Genomic DNA, 21,756 nt, shown 5'->3' with positions numbered 1-21,756 from the left:
TCCATATTAAAATGGCGGACGATTCACGGAGGAACCGTCCGCCATCGGGTCACCTCACATGATTCTTGCTGTGACCGTGATCATCAGGCCCGGGCGGTGTTATTGCGCCGATTACGGGCGTAAAGTGCGCCACCCATGATCAGTGCACCGACAGCCAGCAGCAATAGGATGCCACGACCACCAGTCAAAGGCAGTGCCAATGGCGAATCACCATCAGTAGTCTTATAGTGGGCCAAATACCTGGAAATCAACTGATTGTTGAACTTCATCTGAATATCACCTGGTACTCCACTTGCGGGTGCTTCAAATTTGCCAAAGTTCAGCTTTGTGTAATCAGGCTGCAAAGTAGCATCACGTCCATACTTTTGAACGATTTGTTCCTCAGTCAAGCCTACATCCCCAAAGGTTATTGTTCCGAAGGGGATGCCAGGGTTACGCCATCCATCTGGGGTCTTAGTTTCAACCAACATCCAGCTTGTACTTTGGACTGTCTTATTAGTTGCTTTTCCTGGGCCAGTTCCGAAGATAGGCAAGCCAGCAAAGACGACCAATCCTTTGTCGTTCGCAGTAGCCTTGTAAATCTGAACACCGGAAGGAACTTCATCATTCGAACCATAGAATTTACCATCCGAACCCAGGTATTTATCTATCGAATCGGCATTCTCAACCAGACGATATTCCGTATCGGGCAAAGCACCATACTGCGGATTCTGATTCTTGCTCTGCACAGAACCAAAAGCCACCGCAGCATTGGTAACGTTTGTATGAGATGGCATAGGAGCCTTGTTACCGGTAGAATCCTTGTTGTCAGAGAAGTCAGATGCTGCGTCATTAACAACACCACCGGTACCTGTGGAGTCCCCCTCGCCGGTGACCAATGCATCGTAGGTCACTTCAAGTTGCATCACAGAATTATTCTTGATATTTTGTACTTTTGAAACGCCGCTTGCGGTAAAGAAATTGAATACCCAGTAAGTCACATTTTTCGAAGGCGCATCTGCAAACATCTTCTTACTAGAGTCATTAAGACTGCTCGGGTTTTCCTTTGTAGTGAGATTCACAGTGTAGTCAGTATTCAACTCTAATTTTTGCAGTTCGGTACCGCTACTATCTCGGATAACAGCCTTTATTGTGCCATCCTTACCTTGCAGCGAACTTGACATGCGATCTGCAAACTTGATGTCGGTGCTACCTGTGGTAGAAAGTTCCGAAACATCAAGCTTGCCGTCCTGCGTCTTATGGTCTGGCTCATTGTAGATTTTTTGTGACAGCACATAAGTTACTGTATCACCGGCAGTCGCAGTCATTTGAGTCTTGGCAATACCGTCAGAGCCCTTGACACTTTGCACCGTCTTGGCAAAAGACTGTTTACTGACATTCTTTGGATACAGGTGCAGGTGATAGATATAACCACGAGTCTTGTTTTGATCCGTCCCATTAGTTGCATAAGGTAGACCAAAGAAAGAATTTGTCGCAGTCTTGTAGTTAGCCTTGTCAAGCTTGTTTGGGTTGTCATCAGAGAAAGCCGGAGAATGATCCCGGTCCTCAGACAGAATATAGTAATGATTTGCTCCTGCGGGGAAATTCACTGGGGTACCAGTAAACTTCCCGGTCGTCTTATCTATATTTAAAGACCCGTCAGAATTAGCTGCGTACCATGTATCAATAACACCTTGACCGTTAGTCACACCAGCAAATACTGTACTACCACTCTTAACATCATAAGTTTGATCGCTATTTGCATCGATATCAGCTAAACTGTTGCCAGCTTTTGGCACGACTTCCATAACTTTAAACACGACGCCTTGAGCAGGAGTCAGATCGTGATTTGAGTTCAGCTGAACAGCATCATTGGCTGAACCGGTAGGTGCAGAGCCGTTATCCAGTGACAGATACTTGGTGACGGTTAACTTAGGCACCTTGGTGGTATTCAGATCGCCTGCTACGAAGTCATCTGCAGCAGCAAATCCAAGGTCATCGGCCGAAGCCTGGGTCGCAGGCAAAACGACCATTCCCGCCAGGAGCGTCGCTCCGGCAACCACCAAGCCTAAAAGCTTAGGGAGCCTTATCCCTTCATAATCTCGTTGCATGTGCATGCACGCATTCCCTTCTTTGTTAATAGGCACAGGATGGCCAGGCACATCTTCGCCTCCCCAACCGATCACTTCCCCGACTTAGGGGGGTGGGCAATATGTCAACATTGGGACATGCCACTGTTCCCATTGCCTAATCATCACTGTACCGACAAAATTGGGACAACGCAAACCGACAAGCCGAATATTAAAAGCCCCGCCACGAGTGCAGTGGCAGGGCTTTGCGATCTTTCCTGAAACAGGCAATCAGTGCCGGTTATCCAGCCGGTGGTAGAGCTCGGCTGCACGCAGATCGGCCTCAAAACGGCGCGGTTCGGTGTTCTCGTCGATGACGGCGAGCTCCACGCCGGCCATCCGGGCGAAGTCCTCCCAGGCCTCGCGACCCACGGTGGTGGTCATGCAGGTATGGTGGGCCGCGCCGGCGCGCAGCCAGCACTCAGCCGAGACCTTGAGGGAGGGCCGGGGCTTCCAGAGGGCACGTGCCACAGGCAGCTTGGCCAGGGACCCACCGGGCTCGACCACATCCACCATGTTCATGACCAGGCGGAAGCGTTCGCGTACATCCGCCAGGGAGATGACCACGGCATCAGTGTAGGGAGTAGCCGTGAAGACCAGACGCACAGGGTCTTCCCTGTCGCCGATGGACAGAGGGTGGATCTCGAGGCGGGGCCTCCCCTCAGTTAGCAGCGTGGGCGAGACCTCCAGCATGTGGGCGCCCATGATCTCCTCATGGCCAGGCACGAAGTTGTAGGAGTAGTCCTCCATGAGCGAGCAGCCGCCCTTGAGTCCGTAGCCCATGACGTTGCCGATCCGGATCAGAACGGAGGTCTTCCAGTCGCCCTCTGCCGAGAATCCGTACCCGTCGGCCATCAGCCGCTGGGCTCCCACGCCGGGCAGCTGACGAAGGCCGCCCAGATCCTGGAAGTTGTCCACGGCAGCGGTAGCGCCCACCTCTTCCATCATGGCCCGCATGCCGAGCTCCTCGCGGGCGGCCACCACCAGGGAGTCGTACCGGGAGTCCAGAAGTTCGGGAGCCACCTCGTAGCTGCGCTTGTAGTCCTCGACCAGATCCTTGACCTGGTCGTCGGTGACGGCGTTCACATGCTCCACCAGCTCGTTGACCGGCCAGGTGTTGACGGAGACGCCGAAGACCCTCTCGGCCTCGGTCTTGTCGCCCTCGGTGACGGCGACATCGCGCATGTTGTCGCCCCAGCGGCAGACCTTCATGTTGTTGGCGGCATCCCAGCCGGCGCAGGCACGCGCCCAGACGCCGATCTTGTCGGCAACCTCGGGGTCGGTGTAGTGGCCGACCACGATCTTGCGCGGGATTCCCAGCCTGGTCAGGATGTAGCCGAACTCACGGTCGCCATGGGCCGACTGGTTCAGGTTCATGAAGTCCATGTCGATGGTGTCCCAGGGGATCTCCACATGGTGCTGGGTATTCAGCTGCAGCAGCGGCTTGCGCAGCTTCTCCAGACCCCTGATCCACATCTTGGCAGGGCTGAAGGTGTGCATCCAGGCCACCACGCCGATGCAGGCCGAGTTCGACGAGGCATCGACCATGAAGTTCAGGATGGAATCCGAATCCTTCAGCGTGGGCTTCAAGACCAGCTTGACCGGGATCCGACCCGAGTCATTGAGGGACTTGGCGATGTCCGCCGCTTGGACGCCCACCTGGCGCAGGGTCTCCTCGCCGTAGAGGTCCTGCGAACCAACGGCGAACCAAAGCTCTTTGCCCTCGAAGGGATTTTTCATGCTCATACTTGCTCCTTTGCTTATGTTTTCCGGCTCAGTGCTGGCCGTAGACGTGCTGGTACCGGTCGTTGAGCTTGGCTATGTCGGCCGGGTCGATGGGCTTGGGTGTGCCGATCTGCTCGGCTGCCCAGACCGTGTGGGCCACCTCTTCGGTCATGGCCGCCGCCTTGACTGCAGCCTCCGCATCCGCTCCCACAGTAAAGGGCCCATGGTTGCGCATGAGCACGGCCGGGCAGCCCGGGTGATCCTTGAGGGTGTCAACCACGCCCTTACCGATGGCCTCCGAGCCGATCAGCTCAAAGGGACCCACCGGTACGGGGCCGCCGAACTCGTCGCCCATCATGGTCAGCACGCAGGGAATGTCCCTGCCGGTGGCCGCCCAGGCGGTGGCATAGGTGGAATGGGTGTGAACCACGCCGTAGACCTCGGGCATGTGCCGGTAGATATAGGCATGGGATAGCGTGTCCGAAGAGGGGGCCTCGGCGCCGTCCACCACATTGCCATCCAGATCGGTGACCACCATGGATCCCGGAGTCAGGTGCTCATAGCGCACCCCCGAGGGCTTGATGACCATCAGATCAGCAGAGCGCAACCGCTGCGAAACGTTGCCCGCCGTCCAGACCACCAGATTCCACCTGGTCAACTGCGCATGCAGGGTGGCCACCTGCTCACGCACCAGTTTCACCTCGTCGCGTACCTCGGGCGAATAATCAGCCAAGGACACCATCAGCAACTCCTTTTCCCGGCCCGATCCCGCTGATCCGGCCGCTTGACGTTTTTCGGCTCCAGGCCTCATCCCTGCAGAGGAATGGTCTTCACGGCCGCCTGCTCGATGGGCAGGCCCTTGGTGAAGCGGTCGAAGAAGGCTCTGAAGCCCTTCACATCGGCCGGATCCGGCTGTTCTGTTGTGGACTGGACACCCGCAAAGACATTGGCATCCAGGTAGTCGGCCAGGGTCTGGTCGGCATGGCCCAGATAGTCGGCCAGGACGGCCATGCCCCAGGCGCCCCCTTCCACAGCGGTGGACATGACCTTGATGGGGGCATTGAAGGCGGCGGCCAGGATCCGCTGGGCTACCTTGGGCGTGGCGAAAATGCCGCCATGCCCGACCATGGTGTCCACCTGGACATGCTCCTGACGGGTCATCACATCCATGCCGATAGTGACCGGCGAGAAAGCCGAGAAGAGCTGGGCCCGCATGAAGTTGGCCAGGGTCATTCGTCCCTCGGGGCCGCGGGCAAAGACGGGCCGGCCCTCCTCCAGGCCAGCCAGGAACTCCCCGGAATAGAAGCAGTAGTTGATCAGCCCGCCGGCGTCCTTATCTCCCTGGAGCGCCTGGTTGAACAGGGTGGCGTAAAGCGCATTCCCCTTCAGGTCCAGACCGGCGGCCTTGGCGAAGTCACCGAACAGCCCCACCCAGGCGTTCAGGTCCGAGGTGAAGTTGTTGGCATGGCTCATGCCGGCAGGATCCCCAGCCGGCGTGGTGACCGGATCCACCTCGGGGTGGAAGTCGCGCAGGGGATGCTCCAGGACCACCATGGCGAAGATGGATGTGCCCGCAGACACGTTGCCGGTGCGGGGACGAACCGCGTTGGTCGCCACCATGCCGGTTCCCGCGTCGCCCTCGGGCGGGGCCATGGGCACGCCGGGCTGCAGCTGGCCACTGGGATCCAGCAGGGCGGCGCCTTCTGCAGTCAGTGCGCCCGCATCGCTGCCGGCGGTCAACGGCTCAGGCAGCAGGTCGTGGATGTCCCAGGGCTGGGCCTGAACCTGCGGCAGTCGGTAGAAGATGCCCAGCAGGCCCTGGTCGAACTCCTTGCGGGAGGAGTCGATGGGGAACATGCCCGAAGCATCGCCGATGCCGATGACCTTGCGACCGGAGAGCCTCCAGTGCATGTAGCCGGCCAGCGTGGTGATGTAGGCCACCCTGGGCACATGCTCTTCACCGTTCAGAATGGCCTGGTAGAGGTGGGCGATGGACCAGCGCTCGGGAATATTGATCTTGAAGACCTGCGACAGCTCCTCATGGGCCTGGCGGGTGTTGGTGTTGCGCCAGGTGCGGAAGGGCACCAGCAGCTGACCATCCTTGTCGAAGGCCAGGTAGCCGTGCATCATGGCCGAGATCCCCATGGCGCCGATCTTGGTCAGCGTCACCCCGTACTGACGACGGACATCCTCGGCCATGGCCGCATAGGCCGCCTGCAGACCCTGATGAATCTGGTCCATGGAGTAGGTCCAGAGGCCGTCCTCCAGCCGGTTCTCCCACTCGACGTCCCCGGTGGCCAGCGTCCGGTAGTCATGGTCGATCAGCACAGCCTTGATACGGGTGGAGCCGAATTCGATGCCCAGACTGGTCGCGCCCTCCTTTAATTCACTCACGATGACGCCTTGTTCGCCAACAACCATGTCTGCTCCTTTGCCTGATATGTTAACGCTCACATAGTCTGGTTACGATTGTAACCGAGACCAGAGCATCAGGCAAGCCCGCGGGATGCGGGCCGACAGTGGTCAGATGCGCTTGATTGCATAGCCCAGGGACCGACGCTGGATCACATCCGCCTGGATCAGTCCAACACCGTGGTGGGTGACCGGGAAGTCCACCGGCTGCCCCTGGTGAAGCAGGGCCAGGACCTGCCGCATGGTGGCCACCCCCAGATCCTCAAAGCGGGGACGGACCGTGGCCAGCGGCGGAAACATGTTGTCTACCGTAGGTACGTCGTCGAAGCCCACCAGACTGATGTCACTGGGAATGCGGATGCCATGCTCCTGCAGGGACCGGGCCACGCCCACAGCCTGGTTGTCGTTGGCGGTGACCACGGCCGAGGGCAGGGAGGTGCCGCTCATGCCCCGCTGATCGATCAGGTGGTTCATCAGCGTGTAGGACTCCCCTGCCTCCCAGCTGCGGGCGTGGACCACGGCTGTTCGTATGCGGCAGCGAGCGCAGGCCACCTTCCAGGAGGCCAGCCGGGTGGCTGCATCCCGCCACTGCGCAGGTCCTGCCATGTAGAGCACCCGCCTATGGCCCCGGGAGACCAGCAGTCGGGCCAGCCGCTGAACGGCACCCCACTGGTCGATTCCGGTCAGGGCTATCCGCCCATCGCCCCGTCGGCGACTCAGGGCCTCTTCGACGCTGGTGATGCCATGCGTGGAGGTGACGATGACCCGGGGCTGGCTCACCTCAACCTGGCAGGCAGCCTGGAACATGGTGTCGGTCGGCGTCAGAAAGATGAAGGCATCCACATTCTGCTCCAGAAAGGTGCCGCAGAGCTCCTGGAATCCGGCAAGCGTGCAGGCGGACTCGTCCACCATCATGACCGACATGAACAAACCATGGGAACGGGCAACGGTCTCGATGGCCGTGATTGACGAAACAGGCCCAAAGAGACTGACACCGCCAGCCACCAGTCCGATGGTCCGGCTGCGGCTGGATGCCAGGGCCCGCGCAGAGTTGCTGGGACGGTAGCCCAGCTTCCTGATGGCCTGCTGGACCTTGGTCCGGGTGGCCGGAGAAACGTCCTTGGAATTGTTGATGACCCTGGACACAGTCTGGTGGGAGACCCCGGCCAGCCGGGCAACCTCGAACATGGAGGGGCGTTTGGACCGTGACCTGCCCCCGCTGCCTGCGGGCATGTGACCTTCTTCCGATAGCCGTACGATAGCCGTGTCGACCGTTCCGATATTAGCCCCTGCCGGAACCGGACGAGGGCAAATGCCAGCTGACCCGGTGCAGACGGCTGGGCCCCAGACGGCGAATGGCCTCCAGATGCGCAGGCGACCCATAGCCCTTGTTGTGCTCCCACTGGTATGGAGCCAAGACGGGATCGGAGGCGGCCAGGCGAACCATAAGCCGGTCACGGGTGACCTTGGCGATGACCGCCGCGCAGGCCACACTGGCACAGTGGGCATCACCCTTGACCTGGGTGGAAACCTTGGGCAGAACCGGGAGGTCGGGAGCGTCAAAGCTGTCGGCGGCCGGGGTGATGTAGTCATGGGGGCCGTCAAGGATGGCAGCCAGACGGCGGCCGGGCCCCAGGTCCATCCCATGCTCCAATTCGGCCAGCGCGCGCAGGGCGGCGATGCCCAGGGCGTGAACGATGCCCCACTGGTCGATCTCATGATTGGAACAGGCCCCCACCGCCCAGCCGGCAGCCCAGTTCTCCAAGTCACGGTACATGGCCAGTCGACGCGCAGGGGTCAGCATCTTGGAATCAGCCACCCCGTCAGGGACCTTCAGATGAGGCAGGTCGGCAGACCGGACCGCCACCACGCCGACCATGGCCGGACCCGCCAGGGCTCCACGGCCGACCTCATCCAGCCCCAGCACATACTCGGCTCCCTGGTCAGCCAAGGCAGCCTCGGTGGCCAGGGTCGGCAGGATCCGCCTCACAGCCGGTTCAGTCCTGGGTAGGCTCGGGCACAGAGTCGAAGACCTTGTGCTGGTTGTTGAGCAGCTTCCAGCTGCCCACCGGGTAATAGATCAGCAGCGCAGTGCCCTTGATGTTGTCCATGGGGACCAGGCCATTGTGTCCGTCGTCCTTGTGCAGACGGGAATCGGCGGAGTTGGAACGATTGTCGCCCATGACGAAGACGTACCCAGGGTCCACCTTGACCTTGAAGGCAAAGGAGCTGGGCTCCACTCCTGGGCGCAGGTAGGAGCTCTCATCCAAGGCGACACCGTTGACGGTGACTGGGGCGCCATGGCCCTTGCAGGCCACTGTGTCGCCGGGCATGCCGATCAGGCGCTTTACCAGGTGACTGCCGCGGAAGCTCGGAGTGGACTCTTCGCCCAGCCAGTTAGCAGGATCAGTGAAGACCACCACATCCCCACGGCGGGGGGCCACCATGGATCTGGTCAGCCTGTGAGTGGTCAGGATTCTGTCCCCGATGCCAAGGGTGTTCTCCATGGAGCCGGAGGGGATGACGTAGATGCTGAACAAAAATATGCGCAGGACGGCGACGACGGCCAAGAGGGCAACCAGCTCGAACAGAAACTCGGGCAGGAAACCGCGTTCGCCCAGCCGCGGGTGGCTGCCCTTGGTGGAGCCGCGTCCACCGGGGCGGTCAAAGGCATGGCGGGGCGGCACCGGGGCTGAGGTGGCCTGTCTGCCGTCCGGATACCAAAGTCCCGACGAGGACGCTTCCTCATCCCGAAAGGCCATATCCACTCCTTGTCATCCACCGGCACCCGCCCGAAAACAGATTCCGCATGACTCATAGCGTACACACCCAAGCATGGAAAAACCCGGGAGCATTACATCCCGGGTGTTAGCGGCCAGGCCTGGACTGGGTCGCCCTGGCTGAATCCTACTTGTTGGACTCGGCCTTGTTGTCGCGACGCTCGACAATGCGGGCGGCCTTGCCGTGCAGACCACGCAGGTAGTAGAGCTTGGCGCGGCGGACACGGCCGTGGCGCAGCACCTTGATGGAGTCAATCTGCGGGGAGTGCAGAGGGAAGCGACGCTCGACGCCCACGCCGAAGCTGACCTTGCGCACCAGGATGGTCTCGCGCACGCCGGAGCCCTGACGAGCGATCACCACACCCGTGAAAGCCTGGATACGAGAGTTGTTGCCCTCAGTGATGTTGACGTTGACCTCGACGGTATCGCCGGGGCGGAAGTCTGGGATCTGCTCCGCAGGCTTCATGTGGCTGGCGTCAAATTCCTGAATCGCGTTCATGCTGTTCCTCCATGGCCGCCGCACATCGACCCATGACATGGACCGCAACCATCAAAGGAAGCGATCCTGGACGGAACCCGGCGGTCTGCCGTCGGGGGTGCCGATCCGCCGGAGCATCCGGCTGGACCTGAAAGGAAGGGAGCCCATGCGGCAGCTACCCTTCCGGCAAACAACTGTCCAATAATATACCACCAACCGGACCCGCAGGGACCCGGCATGACATCAGCGGCGGTGGGCCCTGTAGAAGGCGATCAGGGACTTGGTGGACTGATCCTGCTCGGCCAGGGCCTGGTCGTCCCGGGAGATGGCCGGGGTGATCTCGCGGGCCAGCTTCTTGCCCAGCTCAACGCCCCACTGGTCGAAGGAGTCGATGCCCCAGACCGTGCCCTCGGTCAGCGTGATGTGCTCGTAGAGGGCGATCAGCTCGCCCAGGGCGGCCGGGGTCAGCGCATCGCCGAAGATGGAGGTGGTGGGCCTGTTGCCGGTGAAGACCCGGGCCGGGACGATGGCCTCGGGAGTGCCCTCAGCGCGGACCTCGTCGGCGGTCTTGCCGAAGGCCAATGCCTTGGTCTGGGCCAGGAAGTTGGCCAGGAAGAGCTCATGCACGTCCTGGTCGCCGTCCTTGGCCGGGTTGGGGGTGTTGGCGAAGGCGATGAAGTCGGCGGGGATCAGGCGGGTGCCCTGGTGGATCAGCTGGTAGAAGGCGTGCTGTCCGTTGGTGCCGGGCTCCCCCCAGAAGATTTCGCCGGTCAGGCTGGTCACCGGCGTGCCGTCCCAGCGCACGGACTTGCCGTTGGACTCCATGGTCAGCTGCTGCAGGTAGGCCGGGAAGCGGTGCAGATACTGGTCATAGGGCAGCACGGCGTGCGAGTGGGCGCCGAAGAAGTTGACATACCAGACGTTGAGCAGGCCCATCAGAGCAACTACGTTTCGATCCAGGGGGGTGGCGCGGAAGTAGCGGTCGACAGTGTTGAAGCCCTTGAGGAACTCCTCGAAACGCTCGGGGCCGATGGTGATGGCCAGGGAGGTGCCCACGGCGGAATCCACCGAGTACCGGCCGCCGACCCAGTTCCAGAAGCCGAAGACGTTGTCCGGATCGATGCCGAAGTCGCGCACCTTGTCCAGGGCAGTCGAAACGGCGATGAAGTGCCGACGGATGGCCTCGGCCGAGAGGTCCTCGCCGTCCTTGGACAGCAGGCCGCGCTCCCCCAGGCTCTTCAGGAGCCAGGCGCGGGCCTGGCGGGCGTTGGTCAGGGTCTCCAGGGTGGTGAAGGTCTTGGAGACGATGATGAAGAGCGTGGTCTCCGGATCAAGATCGCGTGTCTTCTCGGCCAGGTCATTGGGGTCGATGTTGGAGATGTAGCGGGCGCTGATGCCGGCATCTGCGTAGGGCTTCAGGGCCTCGTAGGCCATGACCGGACCAAGGTCGGAGCCGCCGATGCCGATGTTGACCACGGTGGTGATCCGCTTGCCGGTCAGACCGGTCCGGCTGCCCGAGCGGACCTGGTCGGCAAAGGCATAGATGCGCTTGAGGGTGTCACGAACGTCACTCACCACATCCTGGCCGTCCACGATCAGTCGGCCGCGGTCCTCCTCGGGGCGGCGCAGGGCTGTGTGCAGAACGGCCCTGTCCTCGGTGTTGTTGATGTGCTCGCCGTTGAACATGGCCTCGATCCGCTCCTCAAGGCCGACCTCGCGGCCCAGTTGGGCCAGCAGGGACAGGGTCTCGGGCTGAATCAGGTTCTTAGACAGATCAATATAGAGATCACCCAGCTCAAAGCTGAGCTTTTCTGTGCGCTTCGGGTCCTTGGCGAACCATGCGCGCAAATCGATCCCCTGGCGCTGCATGTCGTCGAAGTGCTGTTGCAAGGCCGCCCAGGCCTTGGTGCTGGTAGCGTCCACTGGAGGATTGATGGCCATGGTTGTTCGGGTCCTTTCATGAGGTGATGCCCGGTCTGACGAGCACCCGGTTCTATACCCCAAACTACTCACAAAAGCAGACAGAAGACAACAAAATCAGTCAATCTTCTTAACCGAGCCGAATTGCTGTCAGAGTATGTCGTCACAGCCGTACTGAGCTAACTTGGCTACCATGTCCTTGACTTCCTGACTGCGGGCCCGAGGGGCCACCAGGAGCGCGTCTGGGGTGTCCACAACAATCATGTCATCCACACCCAGAAGGGCGACCGTACGCTCAGAGCCGGGCACGACCATATCTCCAGCGGAATCCAGGTACATGACCCGGTCGGCATCACCCAGAATCTTGATGTTGCGCCTGTTGGAGGACGGAAGCAGACCAGCCACTGAATTGAAGTCGCCGATGTCGTCCCAATCGAAGCCCCCTGGAACAACCGCTACGCCGCCGGCCGCCGATAGGGGCTCGGCTACGGCATAGTCAAAGGCAATCTTCTCGATGCCTGGCCAGTGCTCCTCCATGGCCTGGCTGCGGGCCTGCCCGCCCTGGTCCCAGACCTTGGAGATGGCCATGACCGCGGCGTGTAGCTCAGGCTTGTAACGACGCAGGCAGTCCAGGAGCACCTGCGCTTGCATGACAAACATGCCGGCGTTCCATCGATACTCCCCTGTGGACAGGTAGGCCTGGGCCGTAGAGGCATCCGGCTTCTCGACGAACTCGCTGACCAGACGGGCATCCGGAGCCTCGGGAATGCGATCGGCCAGGGAGGGACCTTGATGAATGTAGCCGAAGGCAGTGGAGGGACGAGAGGCGGCGATGCCGATGGTGGTCACATAACCGGCTCGGGCGGCTGCCACCGCCTGCTCCACTGAGGCCGCGAATGCTTTGTCGTCTCGGATGACGTGATCGGCGGCGAAGGAGCCCACGATGATTTCCCCGCCGTGCCGCTGGGCCAGCACAGCAGTCGCCAGGGCTATGGCAGCCGTGGAATCGCGAGGAACCGGCTCGGCGAAGAGCGCGTTCTCAGCCAGATCCGGAAGCTGCTGACGCACCTGGTCCACATGCCTCTGACCGGTGGAGACGACCACATGGTCAGCCCCGCAGATGCCGGCCAGCCGGTCAAAGGTGCCTTGGATCATTGTTCTGCCTGACCCCAATAGATCGTAGAGGAACTTGGGCCGGTCCTGGCGGCTTAATGGCCAGAGCCGGGTACCCACACCACCGGCCGGAATGACGGCATAGAAATCATTGAGATCCATACCCTCCATTGTGTCAAGAAGCTTGTACACCCTCTGCCCGAAGCCCAAGGCGTTTTTATCGCGTGCATCCAGTATGATGTAGCATGTTGCCTTCTTCCGGCGGGTCCGGACGGGAGGCGAAGGCCACTTTAGCTCAGTTGGCAGAGCGTCTCACTCGTAATGAGAAGGTCGACAGTTCGATTCTGTCAAGTGGCTCTTCCACCAACTGCCCTTTCAACGGCAGGGCATGTCGTACGCGCGAGTGGCGTAATGGTAGCCGCGCAGGATTTAGGTTCCTGTGTCTTCGGACGTGTGGGTTCGAGTCCCATCTCGCGCACGGGTATTAAGACAGGGCCTGCAAGGACAGGCCCTGTCTTATGCTTCCGGGGTCAGTGGCGGCTTTTCTGCTTGTTCCTCAGGCAGGCCACGAAGCCCACCAGGCCAAGGGCTATCCGCAGCAGGATTTTGAGCACGGTAAGCGGCCCGCCACCAGTAAGAGGCAGGGAGGATGGAGAAGGCCGGAACTCCAGCACCTGCGACACCGAAGCCGATTGGTTCCCGCCCTGGAACCTGCCCTGAGCGTCAGGGCCCTCAGCATCATCGGAAAGCACCTGGACGGCGACATCCCCCCGCTTCATCCCCTCAGGAGGAACCGCCTGCCATATGCCCTGGTCCCCCACAGCCACATCCGTGCCAGTATTGTCAGGCCAGGTCACATGCACCATGGTCCCCTTGGTCTCGGGAATCTTCGTATCACCGTCCACATACTTGTAGGCCCTGCCGGCCACCTGGAAGACGTCATGGCGGTCAATGGTCAGCGTGGTGGGCGTCATGTCGATTTTCCGTTCGATGGAAGCCGGGCCCGAACGAATGTTCATCGGGTTGATCATCTCAACTTGGAAATCATACGTCTGTGTCTCGTCGCTGCCGTTGTAGCCGGTGAACTTGTCAGCGGGAATGTTCAGCGACCAGGACCAGGTGGTAGCTGCTGTCTTGGTGAGATTCAGCGTAAGGCCCGAGGTGGAATCCGTGGCGGAAGACACGGTGCTGACCGCCGCATCCCTCTGGAAGGTGTTTGCCGGAGTGGTCACCAGGCTGGTCCAGTCCGAGGCGGTCTTCTGCTTCATCGAAACAGCCATCTTGGAATCAGTCATCCCCAGCCCTCCCGAGGACCAGGCCGTGTACACAGGCGACGCATCACCCTTGAATGTGACCACCGAATCCGCCGGCAGGCTCCCGTTTACCGTATGAGGCACCGTGACCGAGAACTTGCTTGCATCCGGCACGTTCTCCCCCGAAACGATATACGCCGTCCCGATATTCGAGAAGAAGGAGGTCAGGCCGAACACGGAGATAGACTCAGTTACCCAGGCATGATAGCGCCTGTAGCCACTGTACTTGTTGCCAGGATCCGGCGACGGATACAGCTTGTTTGTGTCCTGTATGCGCTAGGACCCCCCCCCCTGCTTGCTGCTAGTGTCGACCTGGCAGGCAGCCTCGCCCAGCCTGAATCCCCACGTATCCGAGCTTTTCACTAGGTCATCGCCATTTGCGCCCTGCCCCTCCATAATAGGATTGCTGGGGTCCTCGCCCTAGAGAGTGACCTTGTTGGGACGCGCAGCATCCTTTGAAGGCGTGCACTCACCACTGATTACCGGATCAAGCTTGGTCGTATACACGCTACCAGAAGCATCCAAGCCAGCATCAGCATCATTCTCGATCTTCGTGATGGTCGGATCATCGGGACGAGGCACATCATACTTATAAAAGGCACTGTTGATTGTCCAACCCGCAGAGATATTCGTATCCCTCTGCACGGCGGACATGTTATCATCGATTCCCACAAGACCAGCGCTCTTGTGGTTGTACACTTCAGGACTGACGGTACAAACGCTGCCGTCCCGATTCGTGGCAACAGGCCAGGTGACCACCTTGAAATAGCCGTCAAGATCCTGCTTCTCCTTGGCCTTCTTGAAATCAATCCCGCCATCATCCTTCTGAGCAGGCATAGGATTGCCATCCTTATCAGTGGCAAAAAGCACGTTGGGGTTGTCAAGATACCTCGGGTCCTTTGGACTCACGTTGAAAGCAGAATACCTGCTGACTTGGGCTGCCTTGCTGGTCGTGGTAGTCGCCGAATTGGGAGACGGCTGCTGGCCTGTCACCAGGATCGGCTCAGGAGTCAACTCATCAACAGGCACCCACTCGCTATCCTTCAGAGCCACCCACTGGTAATAATACGAATTGGTCTCGGAACATATGCCATCAGGATTATCATTTGTACTGCCACGCGGATTCAACCAGTACACGAAGAATGACCGTGCCGGGGCTGTGCCCGGAGCAGTGGCATTGATTAGCCCAGTAGTGGAATTGTTTTTATATTCAGGAAAACCATAATCCGTCACCATGCCCCAGTTAGCCTGATTGTTTTGATAGAGATTTGGGTTGGTGTCCCAACCGACCCAAGAATACGGGCCACTGCACTTCATATCTGCTTTGCTGTCCAAGCAGTAACCCATATACGCTTTCATCTGTTTGTCCTGTGACAGGCTTGCCGTGATATTTGAATATCTATCCTGAGCCTGTAAATCACTCATGGAAGCCGGATCAAAATTTGTGCAGTTATTGGTAGTCCAGGACCACGAAGAACTACCGTAAGACAGGGCCTTATTCTTGTCACCAACGACGGCCAAGACATTCAAGGGCTCAGGGTGACCACCAACCGCAAATTTTGCAGGATCAGAAGAGGAATCCGCGATATTCATGTCACTCTCAATGGATATGGCCAGGTAGTCATACAAACCAGAATTGATTATCTTATGAACGGTGAAGAACTCATCCTGATTTCTTGCCCAGGCTAAGGCCCCATCACAAGCGTCAGCATTTTTATTGCTGTCTACGTAATCATCTGGAGTTATAGTTTTCATATACCGTTCGCGTCTGTAATAGTCAGGATTGTCAGAACCAACAAACTGATATATGAAAGATAGATTGCATTGTGAGGGATTTTGGTATTAGTCCCACCAACACCAACGCAATCCGGCTTAAATTCATTGTGCTTTACGCGCAGGATGAAGTCCATGCGCAGCTCTTCCCGGTACGCATCAATCCTGTCGTTGAAAGCCATCATCCTATAGAGCTTCGGTTTTCTGCTGGCCGTTTCGTCCTGTCCATCAGCGGCATTGGCCTGATTGGTCGACAGGACGCTCAGCTCAAGCGGAACAACCACGGCCAACGTCGCCAGAAGGGTTACCAGAACGGCTATGATCGGAAGGCTCACATGCTGCGGACCTTTGGCGCTCCGTTCTTGTAACCTCTTTAATACAAGACCCCCCAAATCAAGATATAATTACCCTTTAGAGCGGCTTTACTTTGTTTTTAATTCCTCCCCGTTTGTTTCGACCTTATCGTAGAGATAAAAAATAGCATCTTCACTTTTTTCTTACACTCCATTACGAATGCTGGAATTGCAAGCATTATCTAGGATTCATATAGCGTGTTTCGCGAACGGTTTTCGCGACCGTTTACGGTCTTCATCCGGCTGGTCTGGGTTGGGGGTGGAGGCCACTTTGTCATGGAAAGGTCGACAGTTCGATCCTGTCAAGCGTTTCTTTCACCAGCTGCCCTTTAGACATCTGGACTCGAGTCCCGTCTCACGCACATGAAACACAAACAGGGCCTGCCCTCATCCCCCTAATTCCACGGAGGTAAGCGCAGACCCTGCCTTATGTCGTCGAAATCAGTATCGGCTCTCCTGCCTATTCCTTAGACAGGCAACAAAGCCTGCCAGACCCAATGTCAGCATCAACAGGATCTTGAGCACCGAAAGTGGCCATCTTCCGGCGAAGGGCAGGGAGGAGGTGGAGGGCCGGAATTCCAGTGCATGCGACACTGCGGCTGACTCGTTTCCTCCATGGAAGTTGCCGTTTAGAGGATCACTGCTTTCGGCATCATCGGAGGCAACCTGAGCGGTGAATTGCCCCTGATTGATGCCCTCAGGCGGAGTCGCCTGCCACAAGCCCTGGTCTCCCACGGCGACATCCGTACTGCTATTGCCGGGCCAGGTTATATGGACCAGGGTGCCCTTTGTCTCAGGAACCCTGGTGTTTCCATTGACATACTTATAGGCCTTGCCCGCCACCTGGAAGACGTCGTACCGCTCAAAGGTCAGAGTAGTTGGCGTCATGTCGACCGTCTGGTTGATGAAAGCCGGATCCGAAGGTACATTCAGGGGGTTGATCATCTTGACCTGGAAGATATACTTCTCTGTCTCGTCGTCACCGTTATAACCGGTAAACTTGTCAGCAGGGATGTTCAGCGTCCAGGACCATGTGGACGCCGCCGTCTTGGACAGACTAAGCGTGAGGCCCGTCGTGCGATCCGTGACGGAAGACGCGGTGTTGACCGCCGCATCCTTCTGGAATGTGTTGGCCGGAGTGGTCATCAGGCTGGTCCAATCAGAGGCAGTGTTCTGCTTCATGGAAATGGACATCTTGGAATCAATCACCCCCAGCCCTCCCGAGGACCAAGCTGTATATATAGGTGAAACAGTTCCTTTGAAGGTGACGACCGAGTTTGCCGGCAGAATACCGTTTTTCGTATGGGGCACTGTGACAGAAAGCTTGCCATCCGGAGCATTCTCGTTGGAGACGAAATAGGCTGTTCCTATGTTCGAGAAGAAGGAGGTCAAGCCGAACCCGGAGGCGGACTCAGTCACCCAGGCGTGATAGCGCCTGTAGCCGTTGTACTTGTTGCCTGGGTCCGGCGACGGATATTGCTTATTTGTGTCCTGTATCTGCCAGGACCCTCCCTGTCTGCTCATGGGATCGACCTTACAGACAGCATCCCCCAGCTTGAACCCCCAGGAGTCCGAGCTTTTGACCAGATCGTCGCTGCTCTTGCTCTGCCCCTCCTTGAAGGGATTGCCGGGATCCTCTCCGAACAAAGTAACCGTGTTGGGATGCGTATCGTCTTTGGAGGGAGTGCACTCACCGCTGACCACCGGATCAAGATTATCAGTATAGACGCTTCCTGAGGCATTCAAAGAACCGTCGGTATCATTCTGGATGTTGGTGATAGTCGGTTCACCAGGACGAGGCACATCATACTTATAGAAGGCAGTATCTATAGCCCATCCCGCATCCAGATTCGTATTTTTCTGAGCTTCAGGCATGTCGTCTGTTATCCCAACAAGGCCATCCTGTTGAGGGTCATATATCTTAGTGGTGATTTCAGGTGTGCTTGCCGTCGGCTTGCACTGGGTGCCATCGTCATTAGTAGTGACAGGCCAAGTAACTAATTTGAAATAACCATCGAGCTGCTGATATTCCTGAGCTTTCTTGAAGTCAATTGAACCATCAGGCAACTGTGCGGGCATGGGGTTCCCATTCTTATCAGTCGCGTACAATTCGTTCGAGTTGCTCGAAGTTGTCGGCAGATTATATGCCGTATTGGAATTGACCTGATATTGAAGACCCCAGGAATTGGTCAAATTATTGACGTCTGGCTTCTGACCAGTTACTAGCACAGGTTTAGGCGTCAGCGCATCGACAGGAACCCATTTGCTATCCTTCTGCCCCACCCATTGGTAGTAATACGAGTTGGTCTTGGAGCATATTCCACCAGCACTATTATTGCCACGTAAATTGAACCAATACACAAAGAAGGATTTGGGAGGCGCTACTCCTGGAACCGGCTTAGTTCCTATAGGAAATCCATAATCCGTTACCATGCCCCAATTGGCCTGGTGACCGCCATAGAGAAGGGGATTGCTGTCCCAACCAACCCAAGAACCGGGTCCGCTGCACTTAGGTTGGGGACTATTACCTAGGCAGTTGCCCATATACAGCTTGATGCCCTTGCCCTGGTCCGCAGTGATATTTGCAACCCTGTCTTGGACCTTACTGCTGATAGAGCTTGGATCGAAGGTGCAGTCATTCGTAGTGTAGTCCCATGGAGAAGTCCATGGGGAACTTCCACACGACAACGTATTGTTTTGTTGACCAACGATTGCGTAGACGTTCAAGGGTTCTGGATAACCGCCAGTGACGTAATATTTCGGATCATTGGAGGTATCCATATAGGACAAATCACCCTCTATGGATACAGCAAGAAAATCATATAAACCAGAGTTGATTACTTTATGAACCGTAAAGAACTCGGCCTCGTTTTCCGCCCATTGCTCAGCACCGCCAGTAGGGTCGTTAGGGTTTGTCGAAATAGTATTCAGATACCGTATCCTGCGATAGTGGGACGGATTTTGTGCTCCTTCAAACTGATATACGAAAGACAAATTACAGTTTACCGAATCATAAGGAGAAGTATCACGCATCGGTACGCATTGCGGATCGAATTCGTTGTGTTTCACGCGCAGGATGAAGTCCATGCGCAGCTCATCCTGGTAGGAATCAATCTTGTCGTTGTAGGCCAACATCTTATAGAGCAGCGGCTTCCTGCTTGCCGTATCGCCTTGCCCATCAATGGCATTGGCCTGACTGGCCGACAGGGCGCTCAGCCCAAGCGGAACAACCACGGCCAATGTCGCCAGAAGGGTTATCAAAAGAGCGACTATAGGGCGATCCACATGCCGTGGACCCTTATTGCCCCTTTCTTGTAATTGGTTCAACACGCTACCCCCCAACACCACTATGCGACCATTTCCAGAATCAGATGGACTGCACCCTTGTTTTGTCCCCAATGCAGGCCATGAAACCCTAGAGCACAAGTACCGCATCTTCACTTATGGCATCTTCTTTTTCCCTCTACATGCTTTAAGAGTACAGAGACTGTAAGCGTGATCTGGGATTCAGATAGGGTGTTTTGTGGCTGTCCTTAGTCTTTACTATGGACAGCCTGAACTAGGGGGGGGGGTGACGTCGACAGGACCACCATTCATCCTCTCAACTCAGTGGGGGCGGGGCGGGTCCTGTCGTATACTGCCGAAATAAGTGCCGGCTTTCCTGCCTGCCCTCAGGCAGGCCACGAAGCCGACCAGATCCAAACGCCATCAGTAGCAGGATTCTTAGCACTGAAGGCGGCCATCCACCGGTCAGCGACAAAGCCGAATTGGAAGGACGGAACTCCAGCGCATACGACACTGGAGCCGACTGGTTCCCGACTTCAGGAGGAACCGCCTGCCACGAACCCTGATCCCCCAACACCATCCGTGCCGCTATTACCAAGCCTGGTTATATGAACCAGAGTGCCTTTGGTCTCAGGAAACTCCGTATCCCCGGCCACACTACTTATGGCCTTGCCCACCTCCTGGAAGACGTCATACCGCTCCAAGGTCAACGCGGCGGGCGTCATGTCGATTTTCCGCTCAATGGACGCCGGGTATGAATGGTTGTTCATCGAGTTGATCATCTCAACCTGGAAGGTGTAGATCTGCATCTCGTCGCCGCCGTTGTAGGCGGTGAATTTCCCGGCAGGTATGTCAGCGTCCAGGACCAAGTGGAAGCCGCCGTCTTGATGACCTTCAGCACAGAACCTGATGTGGGGTCCGTGACGGAAGACGCAGTATCGAACCCCGAGTCTTTCTGGAAGGTGTTGGCCGGGGAGTCACCAAGGCCGTCCAGTTCAAGACGGTCTTCTGCTTCATCGAAACAGTCATCCTGGAATCCGTCATCCCCAGCTTCCCCGACGACCAGGCCGTATATAATGATGCTACAACCTTGAACAGGACGACTAAACCCGCCAGCAGGCTCCCGTTGACGGTATGGGGGCACCGTGACCGAGAACCTGTTTTCATCCGGGTCGTTCTCCCTGGAAACGAAATAATCCGTGCCGATATTCGAAAAGAACGAGGTCAGACCGAATACGGATACAGACTCAGCCACCCCGGCATGGTACCTCCGGTAGCCACTGTACCTGTTGCCAAGATCCGGCGACAGATACAGCTTGTTCGCGTCCTGTATCCGTCAGGAGCCTCCCTGTTTACTGTTAGTGTCGGCCTCGTACACAGCTTCTCCCAGCCTGAAACCCCATGTGTCCGATTTTTTCACCAGGTCATCACCTTCGCGCCTTGGCCGTCCGCAATCGGATTGATGGGATCCTCGTCATACAAAACAACCCATTAGGATGCTTGTCATCCTTGGAAGGTGTGCACTCACCACTGATTACCGGCTCAGGCTTGGTGGTATACACACTCCCAGAAGCAGCCAAACTGGCATCCGCGTCATTCACAATCTTCGTGATCGTCGGCTCATCAGGACGAGGCATATCATACTTATAAGACGCAGTATCAATCGTCCAACCCGCAGATAGATTCGTATCCTTCTGTACGGCGGACATATTATAATTGATTCCTACAAGACCGGCACTCTTAGGGCTGTACATTCCGAACCATCAGAATTTCTAGTGTCAGGCCAGGTCACCAATTTGAAATAGCCATCAAGATCCCGCTTCTCCTTGGCTTTCTTAAAATCAATCCCGCCATCAGCCTTCCGGGCAAGCATAGGATTGTCATCCTTGCCAGTATCAAAGACCACGTTGGTGGTAGTCAAATTATTGGGATTCGTCTGCTGTCCTGTTGACAGGACCGGCTTCTTAACAGGTACCCACTGGCTGTCCTTAAGAGCCGCCTATTGATAGTAATCAGAACTGGTCTCAGAACCGATGCCATTGGTATTGTTGGGTTTGCGGCGCAAGTTCATGCAATACACGAAGAAAGACCGTGCCGAGGCTGTGGCGTTTATATTTCCTACTAGACCATCGTTATAAGCCGGAAAACCATAATCGGTCACCATGCCCCAGTTAGCCTGATGCGCGTTATAAAGTTGTAGCTAACTGTCTCCTCCAACCCATGAAATATGCATCGCTGCATTCCAGGTCGCCTCCTCCGCTACCCAAGCAGTCACCCATATACACATTTGTCTGTTTATCCTTCGATAAACTCGCGGTTATATTTGAAGATATGTCCAGCAAGATGCTCATAGAGACTTGAGCGAAATTTGAGCATGTGGCGGTACCCCAGACTCGTGAAGAACTGGCGCAAGACAAAGCGTCATTCTAATCACTAGACAATAGCAAAAACAATCAAGGACTCAGGGTGACCGCCACCCACGAATTTTGCGGGATC

At 57.3% G+C, this 21,756-nt stretch carries 16 protein-coding genes and 2 tRNA genes; 2 read left to right on the top strand and 16 right to left on the bottom strand.

The genetic code is table 11. From position 1 onward, the window contains the following. Nucleotides 1-83: 83 nt before the first annotated feature. From ACUIAG_RS08575 to ACUIAG_RS08530, 10 genes are all read right to left on the bottom strand, one after another. Nucleotides 84-2,096 (bottom strand): SpaH/EbpB family LPXTG-anchored major pilin, encoded by a 2,013-nt coding sequence (locus tag ACUIAG_RS08575; protein WP_445339674.1) that lies wholly within the window; start codon nt 2,094-2,096, stop codon nt 84-86. 243 nt (nt 2,097-2,339) lie between these two features. Then, a complete protein-coding gene (araA, locus tag ACUIAG_RS08570; RefSeq protein ID WP_445339673.1) occupies nt 2,340-3,854 on the bottom strand; it encodes an L-arabinose isomerase in 1,515 nt (504 codons plus the stop codon). A 28-nt stretch (nt 3,855-3,882) separates the two neighbouring features. Continuing rightward, nucleotides 3,883-4,575 (bottom strand): L-ribulose-5-phosphate 4-epimerase, encoded by a 693-nt coding sequence (locus ACUIAG_RS08565; RefSeq protein ID WP_045923976.1) that lies wholly within the window; start codon nt 4,573-4,575, stop codon nt 3,883-3,885. Between the two features lie 65 nt (nt 4,576-4,640). Then, nucleotides 4,641-6,254 carry a xylulokinase gene (locus ACUIAG_RS08560; protein ID WP_445339672.1) on the bottom strand — a complete coding sequence of 538 codons (1,614 nt, stop codon included), beginning with the start codon at nt 6,252-6,254 and terminating at the stop codon, nt 4,641-4,643. A 102-nt stretch (nt 6,255-6,356) separates the two neighbouring features. Next, nucleotides 6,357-7,478 (bottom strand): LacI family DNA-binding transcriptional regulator, encoded by a 1,122-nt coding sequence (locus ACUIAG_RS08555; RefSeq protein WP_445339671.1) that lies wholly within the window; start codon nt 7,476-7,478, stop codon nt 6,357-6,359. A 49-nt stretch (nt 7,479-7,527) separates the two neighbouring features. Beyond that, entirely contained in the window at nt 7,528-8,235 is a 708-nt protein-coding gene (locus ACUIAG_RS08550; protein ID WP_445339670.1) for a ribonuclease HII, read from the bottom strand. Between the two features lie 7 nt (nt 8,236-8,242). Further along, the gene (lepB, locus tag ACUIAG_RS08545; RefSeq protein ID WP_445339669.1) at nt 8,243-9,007 is read right to left on the bottom strand and encodes a signal peptidase I; all 765 of its coding nucleotides are present in this window, start codon (nt 9,005-9,007) and stop codon (nt 8,243-8,245) included. A gap of 145 nt (nt 9,008-9,152) precedes the next feature. Beyond that, nucleotides 9,153-9,524 carry a 50S ribosomal protein L19 gene (rplS, locus tag ACUIAG_RS08540; protein ID WP_024627419.1) on the bottom strand — a complete coding sequence of 124 codons (372 nt, stop codon included), beginning with the start codon at nt 9,522-9,524 and terminating at the stop codon, nt 9,153-9,155. A 222-nt stretch (nt 9,525-9,746) separates the two neighbouring features. Further along, nucleotides 9,747-11,444, bottom strand: a complete 1,698-nt coding sequence (gene pgi, locus ACUIAG_RS08535; RefSeq protein ID WP_445339668.1) for a glucose-6-phosphate isomerase — start codon at nt 11,442-11,444, stop codon at nt 9,747-9,749. A gap of 129 nt (nt 11,445-11,573) precedes the next feature. Next, nucleotides 11,574-12,698: a mannose-1-phosphate guanylyltransferase gene (locus ACUIAG_RS08530; RefSeq protein WP_445339667.1), complete on the bottom strand. Its 1,125-nt coding sequence runs from the start codon at nt 12,696-12,698 to the stop codon at nt 11,574-11,576. Between the two features lie 122 nt (nt 12,699-12,820). On the opposite strand from ACUIAG_RS08530, the gene ACUIAG_RS08525 reads away from it, so the two are divergent. Both ACUIAG_RS08525 and ACUIAG_RS08520 read left to right on the top strand, forming a co-directional pair. Continuing rightward, nucleotides 12,821-12,893: transfer RNA gene (locus ACUIAG_RS08525), tRNA-Thr, on the top strand. A 40-nt stretch (nt 12,894-12,933) separates the two neighbouring features. Further along, nucleotides 12,934-13,014: transfer RNA gene (locus ACUIAG_RS08520), tRNA-Leu, on the top strand. A gap of 52 nt (nt 13,015-13,066) precedes the next feature. On the opposite strand, the gene ACUIAG_RS08515 is transcribed toward ACUIAG_RS08520, so the two are convergent. The 6 genes from ACUIAG_RS08515 to ACUIAG_RS08490 all read right to left on the bottom strand — a co-directional run bounded on the left by ACUIAG_RS08515 (nt 13,067) and on the right by ACUIAG_RS08490 (nt 21,181). Further along, nucleotides 13,067-13,963 carry a hypothetical protein gene (locus ACUIAG_RS08515; protein ID WP_445339666.1) on the bottom strand — a complete coding sequence of 299 codons (897 nt, stop codon included), beginning with the start codon at nt 13,961-13,963 and terminating at the stop codon, nt 13,067-13,069. Between the two features lie 306 nt (nt 13,964-14,269). Further along, entirely contained in the window at nt 14,270-15,604 is a 1,335-nt protein-coding gene (locus tag ACUIAG_RS08510) for a hypothetical protein (RefSeq protein WP_445339665.1), read from the bottom strand. Beyond that, nucleotides 15,601-15,957, bottom strand: a complete 357-nt coding sequence (locus tag ACUIAG_RS08505; protein WP_445339664.1) for a hypothetical protein — start codon at nt 15,955-15,957, stop codon at nt 15,601-15,603. Before ACUIAG_RS08505 ends, ACUIAG_RS08510 begins: the two co-directional genes overlap by 4 nt. Before the next feature lie 459 nt (nt 15,958-16,416). Next, a complete protein-coding gene (locus ACUIAG_RS08500) occupies nt 16,417-19,209 on the bottom strand; it encodes a hypothetical protein (protein WP_445340400.1) in 2,793 nt (930 codons plus the stop codon). Nucleotides 19,210-19,796: 587 nt separating this feature from the next. Then, entirely contained in the window at nt 19,797-20,129 is a 333-nt protein-coding gene (locus ACUIAG_RS08495; protein WP_445339663.1) for a hypothetical protein, read from the bottom strand. Nucleotides 20,130-20,983: 854 nt separating this feature from the next. After that, on the bottom strand, nt 20,984-21,181 hold the full coding sequence (locus ACUIAG_RS08490) for a hypothetical protein (RefSeq protein ID WP_445339662.1): 198 nt from the start codon (nt 21,179-21,181) through the stop codon (nt 20,984-20,986). Between the last annotated feature and the right edge of the window lie 575 nt (nt 21,182-21,756).

The sequence above is a fragment of the Bifidobacterium sp. ESL0825 genome, from assembly GCF_052606465.1.
This window is presented reverse-complemented; position numbering and strand designations above follow the sequence as displayed.

Coding starts and splice junctions, on each gene's coding strand:
- ACUIAG_RS08575 (WP_445339674.1), bottom strand. CDS start 2,096: ATGCACATGCAACGAGATTATGAAGGGATAAGGCTCCCTAAGCTTTTA.
- araA (WP_445339673.1), bottom strand. CDS start 3,854: ATGAGCATGAAAAATCCCTTCGAGGGCAAAGAGCTTTGGTTCGCCGTT.
- ACUIAG_RS08565 (WP_045923976.1), bottom strand. CDS start 4,575: ATGGTGTCCTTGGCTGATTATTCGCCCGAGGTACGCGACGAGGTGAAA.
- ACUIAG_RS08560 (WP_445339672.1), bottom strand. CDS start 6,254: ATGGTTGTTGGCGAACAAGGCGTCATCGTGAGTGAATTAAAGGAGGGC.
- ACUIAG_RS08555 (WP_445339671.1), bottom strand. CDS start 7,478: ATGCCCGCAGGCAGCGGGGGCAGGTCACGGTCCAAACGCCCCTCCATG.
- lepB (WP_445339669.1), bottom strand. CDS start 9,007: ATGGCCTTTCGGGATGAGGAAGCGTCCTCGTCGGGACTTTGGTATCCG.
- rplS (WP_024627419.1), bottom strand. CDS start 9,524: ATGAACGCGATTCAGGAATTTGACGCCAGCCACATGAAGCCTGCGGAG.
- pgi (WP_445339668.1), bottom strand. CDS start 11,444: ATGGCCATCAATCCTCCAGTGGACGCTACCAGCACCAAGGCCTGGGCG.
- ACUIAG_RS08530 (WP_445339667.1), bottom strand. CDS start 12,698: ATGGATCTCAATGATTTCTATGCCGTCATTCCGGCCGGTGGTGTGGGT.
- ACUIAG_RS08510 (WP_445339665.1), bottom strand. CDS start 15,604: ATGAAAACTATAACTCCAGATGATTACGTAGACAGCAATAAAAATGCT.